General features: G+C 35.8%; 20 protein-coding genes and 2 pseudogenes. 16 read left to right on the top strand and 6 right to left on the bottom strand.

Going from position 1 to position 15,814, the window contains the following annotated elements:
- Positions 1–43: 43 nt before the first annotated feature.
- From ACIQ2D_RS07455 to ACIQ2D_RS07445, 3 genes are read left to right on the top strand one after another with little or no spacing between them, the layout of a single operon-like run.
- Positions 44–772, top strand: a complete 729-nt coding sequence (locus tag ACIQ2D_RS07455; RefSeq protein ID WP_402861748.1) for an AAA family ATPase — start codon at positions 44–46, stop codon at positions 770–772.
- Positions 769–1,992: a GNAT family N-acetyltransferase gene (locus tag ACIQ2D_RS07450; RefSeq protein ID WP_402861746.1), complete on the top strand. Its 1,224-nt coding sequence runs from the start codon at positions 769–771 to the stop codon at positions 1,990–1,992. Before ACIQ2D_RS07455 ends, ACIQ2D_RS07450 begins: the two co-directional genes overlap by 4 nt.
- 60 nt (positions 1,993–2,052) lie before the next feature.
- A complete protein-coding gene (locus ACIQ2D_RS07445; protein WP_402861743.1) occupies positions 2,053–2,367 on the top strand; it encodes a TIGR04104 family putative zinc finger protein in 315 nt (104 codons plus the stop codon).
- A 77-nt stretch (positions 2,368–2,444) separates the two neighbouring features.
- Here the strand turns inward: ACIQ2D_RS07445 and ACIQ2D_RS07440 are convergent, their stop codons facing one another.
- A complete protein-coding gene (locus tag ACIQ2D_RS07440; RefSeq protein ID WP_402862603.1) occupies positions 2,445–2,672 on the bottom strand; it encodes a hypothetical protein in 228 nt (75 codons plus the stop codon).
- A gap of 189 nt (positions 2,673–2,861) precedes the next feature.
- Positions 2,862–4,238, bottom strand: a complete 1,377-nt coding sequence (pdxR, locus tag ACIQ2D_RS07435; protein WP_402861740.1) for a MocR-like pyridoxine biosynthesis transcription factor PdxR — start codon at positions 4,236–4,238, stop codon at positions 2,862–2,864.
- Positions 4,239–4,346: 108 nt separating this feature from the next.
- Between pdxR and ACIQ2D_RS07430 the strand changes: the two genes are divergently transcribed.
- Positions 4,347–4,787 (top strand): GNAT family N-acetyltransferase, encoded by a 441-nt coding sequence (locus ACIQ2D_RS07430; protein WP_402861737.1) that lies wholly within the window; start codon positions 4,347–4,349, stop codon positions 4,785–4,787.
- A gap of 38 nt (positions 4,788–4,825) precedes the next feature.
- Positions 4,826–5,425 (top strand): GNAT family N-acetyltransferase, encoded by a 600-nt coding sequence (locus ACIQ2D_RS07425; protein ID WP_402861734.1) that lies wholly within the window; start codon positions 4,826–4,828, stop codon positions 5,423–5,425.
- 295 nt (positions 5,426–5,720) lie between these two features.
- Here ACIQ2D_RS07425 and ACIQ2D_RS07420 read toward each other — a convergent pair whose 3' ends face one another.
- Entirely contained in the window at positions 5,721–6,983 is a 1,263-nt protein-coding gene (locus ACIQ2D_RS07420) for a hypothetical protein (protein ID WP_402861731.1), read from the bottom strand.
- Between the two features lie 137 nt (positions 6,984–7,120).
- On the opposite strand from ACIQ2D_RS07420, the gene ACIQ2D_RS07415 reads away from it, so the two are divergent.
- The 4 genes from ACIQ2D_RS07415 to ACIQ2D_RS07400 are packed head-to-tail and all read left to right on the top strand — an operon-like array spanning position 7,121 to position 8,317.
- The gene (locus ACIQ2D_RS07415; protein ID WP_402861728.1) at positions 7,121–7,330 is read left to right on the top strand and encodes a hypothetical protein; all 210 of its coding nucleotides are present in this window, start codon (positions 7,121–7,123) and stop codon (positions 7,328–7,330) included.
- On the top strand, positions 7,331–7,516 hold the full coding sequence (locus ACIQ2D_RS07410) for a helix-hairpin-helix domain-containing protein (RefSeq protein WP_402861725.1): 186 nt from the start codon (positions 7,331–7,333) through the stop codon (positions 7,514–7,516). It begins immediately after the preceding gene.
- Positions 7,509–7,676, top strand: coding sequence for a hypothetical protein (locus tag ACIQ2D_RS07405; protein ID WP_402861722.1), 168 nt, complete (start codon positions 7,509–7,511; stop codon positions 7,674–7,676). Before ACIQ2D_RS07410 ends, ACIQ2D_RS07405 begins: the two co-directional genes overlap by 8 nt.
- 8 nt (positions 7,677–7,684) lie before the next feature.
- A complete protein-coding gene (locus tag ACIQ2D_RS07400; protein WP_402861719.1) occupies positions 7,685–8,317 on the top strand; it encodes a hypothetical protein in 633 nt (210 codons plus the stop codon).
- A gap of 15 nt (positions 8,318–8,332) precedes the next feature.
- Here the strand turns inward: ACIQ2D_RS07400 and ACIQ2D_RS07395 are convergent, their stop codons facing one another.
- Positions 8,333–8,845 (bottom strand): DUF1648 domain-containing protein, encoded by a 513-nt coding sequence (locus ACIQ2D_RS07395; protein WP_402861716.1) that lies wholly within the window; start codon positions 8,843–8,845, stop codon positions 8,333–8,335.
- Between the two features lie 96 nt (positions 8,846–8,941).
- Between ACIQ2D_RS07395 and ACIQ2D_RS07390 the strand changes: the two genes are divergently transcribed.
- From ACIQ2D_RS07390 to ACIQ2D_RS07380, 3 genes are all read left to right on the top strand, one after another.
- Entirely contained in the window at positions 8,942–9,682 is a 741-nt protein-coding gene (locus ACIQ2D_RS07390; RefSeq protein ID WP_402861713.1) for a sulfite exporter TauE/SafE family protein, read from the top strand.
- A gap of 10 nt (positions 9,683–9,692) precedes the next feature.
- Positions 9,693–10,640 (top strand): PD-(D/E)XK nuclease family protein, encoded by a 948-nt coding sequence (locus tag ACIQ2D_RS07385; protein WP_402861710.1) that lies wholly within the window; start codon positions 9,693–9,695, stop codon positions 10,638–10,640.
- Between the two features lie 157 nt (positions 10,641–10,797).
- Entirely contained in the window at positions 10,798–11,097 is a 300-nt protein-coding gene (locus ACIQ2D_RS07380) for a hypothetical protein (protein WP_402861707.1), read from the top strand.
- Between the two features lie 66 nt (positions 11,098–11,163).
- On the opposite strand, the gene ACIQ2D_RS07375 is transcribed toward ACIQ2D_RS07380, so the two are convergent.
- Both ACIQ2D_RS07375 and ACIQ2D_RS07370 read right to left on the bottom strand, forming a co-directional pair.
- Positions 11,164–11,790 carry a hypothetical protein gene (locus ACIQ2D_RS07375; RefSeq protein WP_402861704.1) on the bottom strand — a complete coding sequence of 209 codons (627 nt, stop codon included), beginning with the start codon at positions 11,788–11,790 and terminating at the stop codon, positions 11,164–11,166.
- Between the two features lie 117 nt (positions 11,791–11,907).
- Positions 11,908–12,309, bottom strand: coding sequence for a hypothetical protein (locus ACIQ2D_RS07370; RefSeq protein WP_402861701.1), 402 nt, complete (start codon positions 12,307–12,309; stop codon positions 11,908–11,910).
- Between the two features lie 500 nt (positions 12,310–12,809).
- Between ACIQ2D_RS07370 and ACIQ2D_RS07365 the strand changes: the two genes are divergently transcribed.
- The 4 genes and pseudogenes from ACIQ2D_RS07365 (at position 12,810) to ACIQ2D_RS07350 (ending at position 15,588) form a co-directional block, all read left to right on the top strand.
- The gene (locus ACIQ2D_RS07365) at positions 12,810–13,793 is read left to right on the top strand and encodes an MBL fold metallo-hydrolase (RefSeq protein ID WP_402861698.1); all 984 of its coding nucleotides are present in this window, start codon (positions 12,810–12,812) and stop codon (positions 13,791–13,793) included.
- Positions 13,794–13,814: 21 nt separating this feature from the next.
- A pseudogene (locus ACIQ2D_RS07360) lies at positions 13,815–14,134 on the top strand (hotdog family protein).
- Between the two features lie 93 nt (positions 14,135–14,227).
- On the top strand, positions 14,228–14,803 hold the full coding sequence (locus tag ACIQ2D_RS07355; RefSeq protein ID WP_402861695.1) for a LysE family translocator: 576 nt from the start codon (positions 14,228–14,230) through the stop codon (positions 14,801–14,803).
- Positions 14,804–14,826: 23 nt separating this feature from the next.
- Positions 14,827–15,588 (top strand): annotated as a pseudogene (locus tag ACIQ2D_RS07350) (helix-turn-helix domain-containing protein).
- Positions 15,589–15,814 lie beyond the last annotated feature (226 nt).

Raw genomic sequence — 15,814 nt, 5'->3', positions numbered from 1 at the left:
ATAGTTGTAAAAGAGAATGCTGTTGGTGAAGGAGATGCACAGGGTGTATTTGAAATCATGTAAGGTGTTACAAGAAGAGATCGTAGATAAGCTCGAATATCCATTTGATATTCCAAGCTTGCGGGATTTAGAAGAAATAGAGTTTCCAACGAATGTTACGTTCTTCGTGGGTGAAAATGGCTCTGGAAAATCTACTTTGCTAGAGGCTATTGCAGATCGCTGTGATTTTAATACAGCAGGTGGTGGCAGACAAAATACGTATGATGTACATAAAGCAGAATCAGCGCTAGGAGAATATATTCGATTATCTTGGTTACCAAAAATATCAAGTGGCTTTTTCCTACGTGCAGAGACGTTTTATCAGTTTGCCAGCCATATTGACTTGTTAGAACATCCTAATAAGTATGCGGCATATGGTGGTAAGTCTTTACACCAGCAGTCACATGGTGAATCCTTTTTATCATTGTTTATGAATCGATTCAAAGACAAAGCAATTTACTTACTGGATGAGCCTGAGGCCGCATTATCACCTACAAGGCAGCTGAGTTTACTGAAAATCATGAAGGATCTAGAACATGAGGCTCAGTTTATTATTGCCACGCATTCACCCATATTGCTTGGTTATCCGAATGCTACGATTTATAATTTTGATGAGGGTAATATTGAATCAATTCGATATGAGGACACGATTCATTATATAGTAACGAAAAGGTTTTTAAATGCACCAGAAACAATTTTTACAGAGTTATTTGACGAGGAGAGAGAACGATGAATCAACGAAAAGGATTAGTCATGCGTGATATTAAGCAAGAAGAAATGGCGCAATCGATTGATTTACTTAATTATGTTTTTCAAATATCTTTGTCTATGAATAAAGATAGGCACTTTGTTAATTCCAAAAGTAGGCAGTTTGATGAGGGACATGCAATAGGTTGGTTTGATGGCAATCAGCTTGTGTCTCAAATTTTGAACTTACCATTCCAAGTTAATGTCCATGGCAAAGTATATGAAATGGGTGGAATTACAGCAGTCGGTACTTACCCAGAGTATTCAAGGCATGGCTTAATGGAAAGCCTTATTTTGGAGTGTTTACAGCGTATGCGCGCTGAGAAGCGTTTTATTTCGTATTTATTCCCATATTCAATTCCGTATTATCGTAAAAAGGGATGGGAAATCATGAGCGACATTGTGGAGTTCCAAGTGAAGGATACGCAGTTACCACACCATGCTGGCTTGAATGGGAAAATACGTCGTGTCAATCCGAAACATCATGATGTAATGGATATTTATGCGCGTTATGCAAAAAAAACACATGGTGTGATGGTGCGAAATAGTATTGCATGGAATGAAAAATTCCAAGAGGACTTCTGGGAAGAAAAATTCATTGATAGCGATGTTAAGCTACAGGCTGCTGTGTATTATGATGAAGAAGATGTCCCACAAGGCTATTTGTTCTATCGCATAATGGAAGAAAATTATTATATTGATGAAATTGTTTATATGCAAGAAGAGGCACGTAAAGGTTTATGGAATTTCGTTTCTGCTCATAGTTCAATGGTATACAATGTGTACGGAAAAACAACGGGGAATGAAGCTGTAGCATTTTTACTTGAAGATAGTGAAATTATTCAAAAGGTGTCACCGTATTTCATGGCGCGTATCGTGGATGTAAAGGAATTTTTACTACGTTATCCATTTGCACGAAATACCTTTAATATTCGCATAGCAGTTACTGATCGCATTGTAAAATGGAATCATGGCACATTTGATATTTCAGTGTTAGACGGACAAGTTGTCGTTGAAAAAGTGAGCGAGGAGTTAGAAGAAAATGCCGTGCAGTTAACGGTACAGACACTTGCTACGATGCTTTTAGGTTATAAACGACCAAATTATTTAGAGAAGATTGAACGATTGCAAGGAGATCCATTAGCGATTGTACTGTTAGAAGAGATACTTCCAGTAGGTATTCCTACGTTTATTGACTATTTTTAAGAAAAAGGCGGTGACCCTTCGCTGTAAAGTATGGCATACTTTATAGCGGAGGGGAATTTTATGCCAAAATGTATTGAATGCAAGGAAAAATGGACGTGGAAACAGTCGATGCGAACAATCGTATCATTTTCGCGTTTTCACGAATGTCCACACTGTGAGCAAAAACAAATGTTAACTTCAATGACACGTATTTCGATCTTACTACTGGTGTTTGTGCCATACGTCGCTATGGGCTATCTAGTAGATGAGGATGTGAAAAATTCGGCGGTAGCGATTGGTGTGGCGATTTATTTATTTGCGCTACTCATGATGATGCCGTATTTAATGAATTTGCGGGTAATACCAAAGCATATGCAAAAATACGCACAGAAGTAATACATACGAAAGCTTCCACTGATTTATTGGTGGAAGCTTTTTATTTATGGCTTTCTCTTTTAGTAAGATAATAGGAATCAAACTAGATATTTTCCATATTGAATTAGGAGGAAACTAGCTAACCATAAGAAAAATGCAATTCTAATTATTATATACATTGCAAATTCAAAGGAAGAAAGTTTTCTTTCGCGCTTTAATTTCTTTAGAAGTCTAATAGTAAAAGCTGAACATAAGAGTAGGACGGCAATAGAAATCTCAAATATGTTTTCTAACAGGTTTATATTTGCTAGCAAGCTTTTCAAAATAATCACCCTCTCATTTAGAGGATATGAGCTGTCTTGATTAGATATACTGGCATATTTGTTTTATAGCAAACTGATAAGAGAAATATCCTTGTTCAGAAGAATTTATTTTTGAAAGAATAAAGGTGTACACTATTAGTTTTAAATAATGCCTAATAATCTGATTTCTGTATACAGGCTTTATGGGCTTTGTTAAAACCAAGCCTTTTGTAAAAGCTGCAAGCCAAGTTGAATTTCATGCTTGTTTAAGTTACTAAACCCAAACTGCAAAATAGCTTCACTACGTGACTCGTTTATAAAGTATGGGCTTGTAGGATAAACTTTTACGCCATATGCTTCAGCTGCTTGTATGAGCCATTCTTCTGAATGATGTGTATGGAATTTTACCAATACATAAAGGCCAGATTGTTCGCCTATAATTGTTATTTTTTCATGGAATTGCTTGTTAAGCTCCGCAACGAGATACTGCATTTTTTGTTTATAGATAATCCTCATTCTTTTAATGTGGCGGGTGCATTCACCTTTCTCCATGAATTTTGCCATTGTTAACTGATGAAGGGATGAGGCATTTTGTTCAAAATGAGCAAAGTGCTGTTTGTATCGATAAATGAGTGCTTTTGGTAGCACCATGTAGCTTAATCGAATTCCCGGCAAAAATGATTTTGAAAATGTCCCTACATAAATGACCCTTGTTTGGTCAAGAGAAGCAAGGGCAGGAAACGGTTGCTGCGAGTAGCGGAACTCGCTATCGTAATCATCTTCAATTACAAATCCATCAACTTGTTTAGCCCAATGGATTAAAGTCTGACGCTGTTGGATCGACATAGAGACCCCATAAGGGAAATGATGAGAAGGCGTGACATATATTAACCGTGATTGTAAGTGAGCTAATAGGTCAAGCTGTGCTCCGTTTTCAGAAACGGGGAGTGTCTCCTGTTGGAAATGGTGTAGATGAAAAGCTTCCCTCGCGCCGTTGTAGCCTGGCTCTTCCACAATGATGCTGTTAAAATCCTGTTTTAATAAGAACCCTAGATATACCAACATTTGCTGCGTGCTACTTCCGATAATAATGTTTTCTTCGTTTACTTTTACTCCGCGTGCTTGGAATAGGTATTGCGCAATCTGTTCTTGTAATAGAGGTTCGCCAAAAGGATCCCCGTAAACAAAACTACTTTTCATCTGTAATGTTTGATTGGCAAACTGTCGCCAAATTTTGAGGGGGAAATGCTGCTGGTTGACCGTTCCTGATCGAAAATCAACTCTTATGGATTCATTTCGTTTTTTTATTTGTTGAGAGGTGATGACTTCTGCTTGTAAAAAGACCTGTTCTAAGGCATTAACATAAAAACCTTTCCGTCTTTCTCCGCGAATATAACCCTCAGCCACTAGCTGTTCATAAGCAGTCAAAGTGGTATTCCGACTCACATGTAATGTATCAGCCAACCTTCGAATTGAGGGGAGGGGATCATTAAATTGTAAGTTTCCTTGCTCAATAAACATCTTGATTTGCTGGTAGATTTGTTTGTACTTTGGTTCATCGTTAGACAATGGAAAAATAAGATTGTTCATAATACACCCCTTTGACATGTTGAAAAGTTTAAAATTGTTTCTTTTTATATGTCAGTTTCTTTTTTATTATAGTACTGGAAGAACATATAAAGAAAGGGAGAGTTTACAATGAAGATTTGTACATTAACAAAAGAAACGATAATTGACGCAACGACATTATTTAATGCATACCGTCAATTTTATGGTCAACAAACAAATTTAAAGGAAGCTGAACGCTTTTTAACAGACCGTTTAACCAAAAAGGAATCCATCGTATTTTTAGCGTATCACGAAACAGTGCCAGTTGGATTCGTGCAACTGTATCCTATGTTCTCATCTGTTGCGATGAAAAAAGCATTCATTTTAAACGACTTATATGTGGTGGAACAAGCGCGAAAGCAAGGGGTGGCGCAGGGGTTAATTGAACATTGCTATGAATACTGCAAACAGTTTGATGCGCGTTACATTACTTTAGAAACTTCGATAAATAATATTCAGGCACAGAGACTATATGAAAAGGTTGGCATGAATGTGGAAGATGAAGTGCTTCATTACAGTAAGTATTGGTAATTTTTTTGCTAGTGCAAAATTTGTAGAGGAGGTATAGAGTGTTGCATTCATTTTTTCAGCAAGAGATCTATCTGGAAAACGCGAGAATAGCATTAGTGTCCTTTTCATCAATGTATCAAGAAGCTATACGAGAAATTGCATTTGATGAATCCATTTGGACATACAAGGGTTTTACTATTCGAACAGATGCAGATTTAGAAGAATATATACAATCAACGGTTCTTGAAAAGATAGAAGGTAAGTCTTATCCATTTATTATTCTAGACAAGGAAAGTAAGCGTGTTGTTGGCAGTACCAGGCTAGGGAACATTAATTTTCAAAATAAGAGATTGGAAATAGGTTGGACTTGGTATGGAACAAAATATCAAGGAACTGGCATCAATAAAGCTTGTAAATATGAATTGTTAAAGTATATTTTCGAGGAGATGCAATTTAATCGTGTGCAATTTAGTGCGGATATCGATAATAGTAGATCCCAAAAAGCCATTATAAAGCTGGGGGCGAAACAGGAGGGGATTTTCCGTCATAATTATTTAGATCAGGATGGGAATAAAAGAGACGACGTATATTTAAGTATTATTGCAGAGGATTGGCCGGATATTAAAAGTAAACTATTTAGTGAATGTCAAAACAATTAACATAACCCCACCTGATGTGGAATTGGGATTAAAAAAATTGTTTCTCTTGTGCATATTCAGTTTGTATTTTTACCTATTGCTTACGCCAATAAAATTGTTCAGGAGCAGGTTAGGGATGAGGAAGGACAGGTCATATCGAATACGATTACAATGGGATAAGTCAGATGTTGGGGATTAATCGTCATGTCTTTGATCAAAACTGGAACAATGGATTTTCTATTTTGAAATGGGAGACAAGCTAGAATGAATATAAAATAGAAAACACCGACCTTATACTTTCAGGTCGGTGTGTGGGTTATTTTTTCGGGTTATATAAATCGCTAGAATGGAAGTCGAATACATATAAGTTGTGTCCGATGAGTCCCTTACTGGTTTCGATGACATTATAAAAGGTTTGTCCCTTATACGTATAAGTCGGATGAATCTTTTTAACACGGAAAAATGTTGTCTCGTCACCATATGTGTATGTGACTATGTCATTAACGGTAACAGGTAAATCAAACGATAGTGACTCTTTAAGTGTAAAAAATGATTTAGAACCTGTGTTAACTTGTGTATGTGTTAAAGAAAAGTGTGAAGAACTTTCTTTAAATTGATACGTTGAGTTCACCGTGACAACATCCTCTACAACAGAATAGTGCAATGTTCCCGTCCAAAGCAAACCGTTTTGTGGTTTTAGTTTACCAGAAGCAGATGTGTCATTGACTCCATATTCAAACTGTAAATCTTGATTGGCTGTTGGTGTGAAACCGCCTTTAACAATAGGTTCAGCGATGAGCTTATCCGCTAAAGCACCTGCTTCTACATAGCCAAAATACTCGTCTTTTGAGACATAGGCACTGCCATTTTTAGCAAAAAAATAAACATCTACTACTGTACCTTGAGCATATGAGCCGTGTTTTTCGTCATTTGGAAAATGCGCAGGGTCAGTAAAGTAGTTCCAATAGTTTGGGAGCAACTCTGTATTGTAACGCAAGACCATTTTTTTCTTTGCTTGCAATGGTGAAACATAATCTACTGGGACATAACCTTGTACTTTTCTTTTTTCATATTCAAAAAGCACCTCGTAATAGCCATTTACCTGTTGGATATATTCGAGCACAATACCGTTTGGAAGCCTCTCAATGGTTGTACTAGCGACATCTGGTTTTACCTTCACGGATACGCCACCCGCAGAGCTTGTGTATAGTTTTGTACCTGGTGTTAGAGCAGTAGCTTCACCTGAAACTTGCTGTTGAATAGAAAGTGGTACTTCTCGATAAACAACAAGAGGTGTGGCCTGCACACGATAGTTTCCACTCATATTATAGACTTTGCCAACAGAGGAATTTTCCACACTGTAAACACGATAAAACTCACCTTTTTTCACAACAAGTGATGTAAAGCTACCATTTGCGTTCTTTTTGTAGACTTTCACATCTTTGGTGAATGTCATTTTACCGACTTGTCCTTTGACAACTTCTGCTCCGTCCCAAATAACAGCTGCTTGGGCAGTCGTGCTAATTAAAAAAAGAGTGGTCATACAGATAATACATTGCCAAAATCTCTTCGTTTTCATAAAAATCCCTCCCAATTAATAGTAACATAGTGTTTTGTAAGATATGTATACCAAAATATCACAAATATTCAAGTGCACTAGGCGGAATTTGCATTTCATTTAATTCGCTTGCATAATAAGTGCAGAGGTGTTTATGTTTGAGCAGTATTGATAAGGCTTTTAGAGGTTTCCTAATTATAGGTTTAGTGATGCTAGTAGGACGCATTATTACGGCGATTTGTCGCCATTACGATTTTGCCTTTACTACGTTTTTTACAGATTATCATTTGGTATCACTACTAATTTTAATAATTGGCATTATTGGAACCGAGAGTAGAAATTATCAAAAAAAGAAGGGGAGAAGGTAAATGACAGAGTGGCCGAAAGGTGTGGCGAAACCAGCTGTTCGTGCTTTAAATGCTGCTGGTTACACAGAATTGAAGCAATTAGAGCAGGTGGATTTAACAACTCTAAAAGATTTGCATGGCATGGGGCCAAAAGCGCTTGCTGCCATCGAAGCGGCGTTGAAAGAGGGAAAGAAATCAGTTGAATAAGTACAAATTATTTTTACTTGCGATGATGGTGTATTATATCATTGTCGTTGTGGTTATTAGTAAACTATTTGTCATTCCTTTTATGAAATTTATGGCACTGCTTTTCTTTATTGGGGCGGGCTTTATTTACTCAAGAAGAATGACTAAGAAATTGCAGTAGGAGGATTTATGAAAATACTTAAGCTTACATTTTTTTATTTGATGATAATGATTTTGGCTTTGGCATTATCACTTGCAGGCGTGCGCATGTCTGTGGCTCTTGGTGTTTTTGCGCTCATTGTGATAGTAGTAATCTATCGTCATATACATATACTATATCGAACAAATAACATGCAGCAGGTTGATCGACTTGTGAAAAAGGAAAAAAAGCAACCTTTCTTTGCTTTTCTTTATGCAAATACATACGGGACGAAAGAAGAACAGCTCCAAGTGCTTGACGATCTTATCGTAAAGTACAAGCAACCTGCGATTAAGAATAATTATGTGTTCTATAAAGCAATTCTTGAGCAAAATTTAATGGCGGCTAAGGAAGCGGCTGAAAAGATACAGAAGGAACCACTTACAAGCTATGCGTTTTGCTATATTGCGGCACTTGAAGGGCGAACAGCTGACATGCGTAGCGACAAGCTAAAACAACCGTGGATGCAGCCCGCAATTGAAGCCGTATACGCGCACAGCATGAAGGACAAAATAGCATTCGATCGTTTTACAAAAGAAAGCATTGATGCTGCTCGCGGTGTACAAAAGTACCAACTAATACATAGCTTTGAACAAATGAAAAATGAAATGGAAAAAAGCTAGAGCACAATTGTGCTACTAGCTTTTTTTGAGTTTTTCATTCCTGGCAAGTAAAACACCACGGAGTACACCTTGTACAAAAATGAGGAATAAAACAAACAGAAAAAGGTATGCATGCCATTGCTGTAATATACGCTCACGTCCTAAAGCCACAGCAAGGTCGTTCCATAATGAATATGTAAAATAAAGCAAGATTGCATTCTTGATGAAACAAAATGTCATAATCGCATTTTGGCGTTGTGCATTTGATTGCGTTTCTTTATTTTTTCGTGGAATCGGATAACCTGCTTTTATCTCCAAATAGTGCAACATTAAAAAAATCATGAGTGCGACAAATGGTAGATAGAATATCGCGATTTTGGGTCCAAACTGTGCGTTTTCGCTATTAAAACTTTGCAGTACAGGGATGGAAGTGGGAAGCTTACTATACTGGATCACAGTCGCTGAAATTGCTGCTACAAAAATAGTAGCGACAATCATTGTCAGTCGCTTGCAAAAAAGTGGCGTTGGTGTTTTTTGTAGTTTATTCATAGAATCACCTCATAACTTAGAAGACTTTCATATATCGTATTCTGTTATACTGTACCATAAGATATAGAGAATGTGTTTTATAGGAAGAAGGATTCGATGGAATTATTACTTTTTTTATTCATAGGGGTAGTTGGAAACCTGATAGGCACATTAGTTGGAGGTGGAGGACTGATTACGCTACCAACAATGATGCTCATGGGAGTACCTGTGCATTCCGCGATTGGTGCCAATAAAGTTTCCAATATGGTGAGTGCATTTTCAAGTTTTTACTCGATTTTTAGACGTAAGGAAATCTCTTGGATTGAGTTACGGTCGGTGTTTTTCGTTTCCCTTATAGGGGGAACACTTGGCGGCTTACTTGCCTCGTTTATGAGCAGTCAAACTTTAACATTGCTTGCGATACTCCTACTTGGTTTTGCACTCGTCATGTCCTATATAGGTGGGGCTGATTTTGGTGATCAGCAATCGTTTATGATCAACAAAAAAAACGGCTCGATTTTGCTGGGTGTTGGTATTTATGATGGTATGTTTGGTCCAGGCAGTAGTACGCTTGCACTTTATATGTATGCATATGAGAAAATATCGTACATCAAGGCAGTTGGCTTATCACGAGTAGGCGTATTTGCTATGTGCTCCGGGGCTGCTGTGACGTATATTGCGACGGGGAAAATTCAGTGGCCAATGACGCTTGCATTAATGGCAGGCTCAATTATTGGAGCACAAATTGGCATAGTACTCGCTCGAAAAGTAAATGCAACCCAGGTGAAGATCCTATTACGTATTGTTACGATTGTGCTAATGCTACAATTAATCTATGATTTCATCTCGCAACTTTAGGAGGGGTTTTATGTTTGAAATAACACCATATCCAGCGTTTTCTTGGTCTTTTTCGCGTCAAAAAACATTAGCTAGCTGTGCAAGGAAATACGGCTATGACTATTATTTTTCACATAATGGCTGGCTTAGTTATAATGTGGAACCTTTTCATCAACATGTCTATCGTTTAAAAAAGCTCCAATCAATGCCCATTTTGTTCGGGCAAATTGTCCATAATATTATTGAGCAATCGATTGTCCATTATTTGCAAACAAGGGAAGTACCTACTGTGGCAGAGATGGTGAATAGGGCTCGTGGACAGCTCAATGCAGCATTTATAGATTCCACACGACATCGAGATTCATGGATGCAAAAGCCAAATAAATATTATATGATGCAGGAGATTTACTATGACGGTAAACTTGATCCAATAATAGTGGCAGACTACAAGGAAAGAATGCATACAATCTTTGAAAACTTCCTACATAGTGAAACCTTTCAGCAAATTACTGCTAGTAAAGGGTCACTACAAATTGGCGAACCAGAGCAATTTCGCACTATGAAAATAGACGAGACGCAAGTATTTGTCGTGATGGATTTTCATTATTTCGATGAAGTTGCTGACAAGTGGATCATTATAGACTGGAAAACGGGCGGAGAGTCTGACGATGACCGTCAGCAATTAGCTCTGTATGCGTATTATGTGCAACAAAAATATCGTGTCCCACTTGAGAACATTGAAGTTTACAATGAATATTTGAAAACCGGGCAGCGGAAAACATATGTACTTACCCAGTTTGATATTGAAAACATCATGCATACATTTAAACGTAGTGTACTAGAAATGAAGAAATACCAAGCAGACATTTTTTCGAATGAGCCTGTTGACTTTGAGGATTTTGAACAAACCTCCGAGGAATGGCAATGTTTGAGATGTAATTATAAAGAATTGTGTGTTCGTGGGAAAGGTAAAGAATAACTAATTAACGCGATTCATTATACGAAAATAAACTAAACTACTTTAAAAATTTGTGTATTTTAGGGATGCGTCATTACTTTAGTTCTGTATATTTTTAAATAATTAAAGGGAAACCCTATCTTTTGTCGAATATTGTAGATAAAGGGGATGAGTATTCGTGCTAACCAAAATTAGAAAAGTAAAGTTTGAGAAGGAAAGAAAAAATCCTTTGTATAATGTTGTTATGGAATGTCCAGATGGAAAAGAATTGTATGTTAAGTTTGACTATACCTATGCCACTGGCAATTTTTGGCCGCTAGAAGTCAATTATAATAAAAAGAATTATGGTGCAAAACTTGCTTGGTATACACAAGAAGTTGAAAAGATGACTGTTGCATCTTTTTTGGAGGCAATTGCAACGAAAATTAACAAAAAATATAACTTTGAATTTAAAGTGAATTCGACTCAAGTAAAATAAGAGTGTTTTAAGTCTTCCATATTTAAGTGTGGAAGGCTGTTTTTGTGAGGAATTTATTAAATTTAATTAACTTTCATCAATTTTAATCTTAAGTAAAAGTACACTGTTGTCTTCTTTTACCATTTTTTCCACTGTGGCTTCCTCTAGGAAACCATATGTCCTCATCGAACTTTTAGATGATTGTCTAAATGCTGCTAATATTTTAGTTTCCCCTAATTTTAACTCTACTTTTTCATCCCCTATGGCGTAATGCCATCCACTAGTTACATAAGTCGAATTATTATTTTCGATTATTTTCGGTGCTTGAGTTATACCTGGTGCATATAGAAAAAGCAGTGGGGCATCTGTATTTGGATTGATGATTCCAAATCCTAATTTACCTTCTTCAACTTGTTTAGGGCTTCTTCCATAGGATAGCTCAGCTAGAGGTTGAGGCTGTTTTTCTCCGTCTTTATAACTTTCAACCCAAATTGTAACCCAACGTTGATCTGCTTCAGGCAATCTGAAATCAAAATTAAACAATATTCCCAAATGTAAATCTTCGAAGGTTTTCGCATATTCAGAATCTTGATTAGGTGAAATAGTAGCAATTGTATCATCAAGTTTAGTTTGTTTAGCTGGCTTGGTACAACCAGAACTTACTAAAAGGATGAAAATGAGCATCGCACTAAAAATGAAATTAGTTTTTTTCAAAGAACATCCCCCAAAATTAAAATAGATTATTTGGCATCGTTACGTATATAACGCCACTTATATTTACCATTTCGATGTCTTTCTAAATAAATTAGTGTCTGTACCGTTAATATATAATCATTTGTTTATTAAATTAAAACTTTCGCTATTGCCATTCCATTCTACTTTTATCACTAACTCATCTTCTACACTTGAAGAGGGGCTATTAGAGATCAATAAATCTTTTTGATGTATGCCTTCTTGATTGAACGAAGCATTTTTCACTTCGAAATTTATTACGCCAATATTTTTTGTTTCAACAAAGTAACTAAAATTTTCAATCTCCTGTATGTTATGTCCTTTGTAATTAAGCTGGATTTGATATTTTTCTTCACCGTTCATCTGTATAGCAATTACTTTGGCGGACCAATTTTCTCCCTCGCCAACAAACATTAAGTCGTTCTCATCTGCTTGGCAAGCGACCAATAATAGGATTACAAAAAATATAATTGGTAGAGATAGTTTTTTGATAGAACTCACACCCTCATAATTAATTGGTTTCAGCGTAATTATCTTTAATACCTTACTTCCACAAACTTGCTGCAAAAGCTATGATACAAATTCAAAGTGATTCTGATTATTTCACCTTAATATACAATGTAAAATGACGCAGCAGTATAGATTATTTGTCAAAACCATGTTTAGTGATTATATTCCAACGTACTAACATTTTATTGGAAAAAAGCAGGAAAGTACATGGTGAAAAAAGATAACATTAATTTTTGTCTGTTTTAGGTTATGGAAATATAAGGTATTATTGAGCTGAGGGAGGGAAGATAAAATATACGAATGTTTTCTAAAAGATTGTTGCTTTTCAGCTAACGGAGGTTAGTTGAATTAGAAGGTGAATCTCTAAAGATGTAGAAGTTATTACCAATAACCCTTAACCAAAGTTAAATTATTCTGTACATGCAAAAAGTTTAATTGATCAAACGCTCAATAATTATTGTTTAGTACATTAAATTAAGGAGGAATAGCTTATGAAGAAATCTAGTATTATTTTCTTTGAAAGAAAATTTCCAAGTGCAAACATGATTCTTATTAAAGATCAACTACCCATTCTAATTGATACTGGTTTTGGGAGTGATGTGCATGAGACAGAGGATTTAATTAAAGATGTAGGAGTTACACCAGAAGAATTACACCTTATTGTGAACACGCACTATCATAGTGACCATGTAGGAGGTAATTTTCATCTCCAAAAAAATTATGGTGTTAAGATTGCTGCTCATAAATGGGACGCCGATTTAATTAATTCTAGTGACCCTGAAACTTGTAGTGCAGAATGGTTAGATCAGCCTGTAGAACCTTATCGTGTTGACACTAAGCTGTCGGATAACGATGAGATTTATACAGGAAGTAGAACCTTGAAAGTCCTGCATACACCGGGCCATACGTTAGGGCATATTTCTTTATATGAACCTGAAGAAGAGATATTAATTTGCGGAGACCTCTTTCACAAAAATGATATCGGTTGGATAAATATTTTTCGAGAGGGAGTCTCATCTGTCCAACGATCACTGGAAAGTTTGGATCACTTGTCCTTGCTCAAGATCGGGCATGCATATTCAGGGCATGGACCTCAAATAGACAATCCACTGGCTGCCATTGATGCTGCAAGGGAGCGCTTTGAAAAGTGGCTTAAGACACCAGAAAAAGTTGCATGGCATGCTTGCAAGAGGATTTTTTCATTCACATTAATTATTAAAAACGGATTGGCAAAAGAAGAAATCGATAACTACCTACTAAAGTGTAGTTGGTTCCAAGATTTTGCACGCCATTCTTTTCAATTTCAGCCAGAAGAATTTATTCAAATCTTGCTCGATGAAATGATTCGTTCCGGAGCAGCAACCTGGCACAATAATCAATTAATCGCTACCACTCCATATAAAGCACCTCAAAAGAAATGGATGAATATGAATATAAAGCCGAAAGAATGGAAGATTCAAGATTTTGTAAAATGATTGAAAGGGGTGAAAATTTATATGCATTTAAAAGTAGGAGATATCATTACGTATGAACGGACTTTTACAGTCAGGGATGTTGAATTATTTATTGAGATTTAAGGTGATGAAGGGATTCATCATATAACTCCAGATGAACAAGGGAGACTTGTAATTCAAGGGTGATTTACGGCAACTCTGCCAACAAAAATAGCTGGAGATAATAATGTACTGGCTCGTAGTACGCATTTTGAGTTTTTTTAAGACCTGTGTTTACAGGTGATAGCATACTTTGTGAAGTTAAAATTGAAAAATACATTGGATCGCATTTAACCAATGTGTTTTTTTATGTTAATTTTTAGAAAATCTTTATAAGGTCCTGCAATAATATACTATATGTAATTAATTTGAAGGTGTAATAATTACATGATAATACCTTCAAAGGAGTTTTTAGTATGAATTTAGCATCTTTTATCATTTACTGTTTTATTGTTACTTTTACACCAGGACCTACTAATATTGTTATACTATCCACCGTACATAATTTCGGTGTAAAGAAAGCGATGGATTATACATATGGTGCGACTGTTGCTTTTGGTGCTTTACTTACTATTTCTGCTATGTTGAATACAGCGCTGATAACGGTTATACCGAAAACTTTAATGGTTATGCAGATTATCGGAAGTATTTATATGCTCTATCTTGCTTATCAAATTTATAAAATGGATTCATCAGATTCAACTGGAAATAAAGCGGGTAGCTTTATTTCAGGTTTTCTTATGCAGTTTTTAAATCCTAAAGTAGTCCTATTTACAATGACTGTTATTCCTAATTTTATTTTGCCCTACTATACCACAGTGATTGCGTTGACAATAAGTACTCTAGTAATAACTATTATTGGATTTTTAGCATTTACTACATGGGTTCTTTTCGGTGCGATCTTTAAAAGTTTTTTGCAGAAACATGAAAAGATTGTTAATGTCATAATGGCACTATTTTTAGTGTATGCTGCTATCATGATTTGGATGTAATAGGCTGAATAGAGGTGAATTAGATGGACAAATTTATTTATAAAAAATCGGCAGGTATTACTGCGTTATCAGCAAGTATTACAGATTTTAAGTATAAAAAGCACTGTTACGAGGAGTATGCAATAGGAGTAACATTGCGTGGTATTCAACATTACAATTTGGATGGCAGTTTACAATTATCATATAAAAATGGAGTAATGTTATTTAATCCAGAACAGGCACATGATGAGGCTGGTCTTGATTATGTAATGCTATATATTGAGCCACAATTACTTTTAGAGGTTAGTGAGAAAAAGGATATAGTACGTTTTTCTTCTCCTATTGTGTATGATCATCAACTTGAACAAAGAATATTAAGACTTACTACTGCAATATTAAGTGAAAAAGATGTGGCTTTGTGCAGTGAATTACTCTTATCCCTTACAGACAGCCTAATTCAAAATAACCTTTCTATAGACTATAAGAAAGATAATGCTTCAATTAGAAAAGCAAAGGCTATGCTCCATTCAAACTTACAAAGTGTACTTAAACTTGAAGAGATATGTAAAGAGCTTAATTTATCAAAATTTCAATTTATTAGATAGTTCAAAGCGCATACTGGAATTACACCAAATCAATATTTTCTTAACTGTAAGATTGAACGAGCAAAGCAGTTAATAGAAACCAATGGAGATATTTATTCAGCGGTAGCCGAATGTGGTTTTGTTGATTTAATCCATTTAAATAAACACTTTAAAGGCGTATATGGAACAACAGCATTTGAATATATGTCACATTTAAAATAAGGAACATTATAAAATTAGTTGATATATAAGTTAGCCTATACTCCAAAAAGTATCCTTTTGAAAAGTATAGCAATTATTGAGAGGCACGCTTTAAGCAAAAAAACATCATCTCACTGACAAAGTTTAATTTAGGGACTGACCTAATAACATGAGACAAATAAAAACACCTTTCATTGAATAACGGGTATTTAAACCTGAAATAATCAATGTGGAGGTGTTTTTCTAT

The sequence above is a fragment of the Lysinibacillus sp. NPDC097287 genome (assembly GCF_044761695.1).
GTDB lineage: Bacteria > Bacillota > Bacilli > Bacillales_A > Planococcaceae > Lysinibacillus.
The sequence above is the reverse complement of the archived record's forward strand: the minus strand, read 5'-3'. Positions and strand labels throughout refer to the sequence as shown.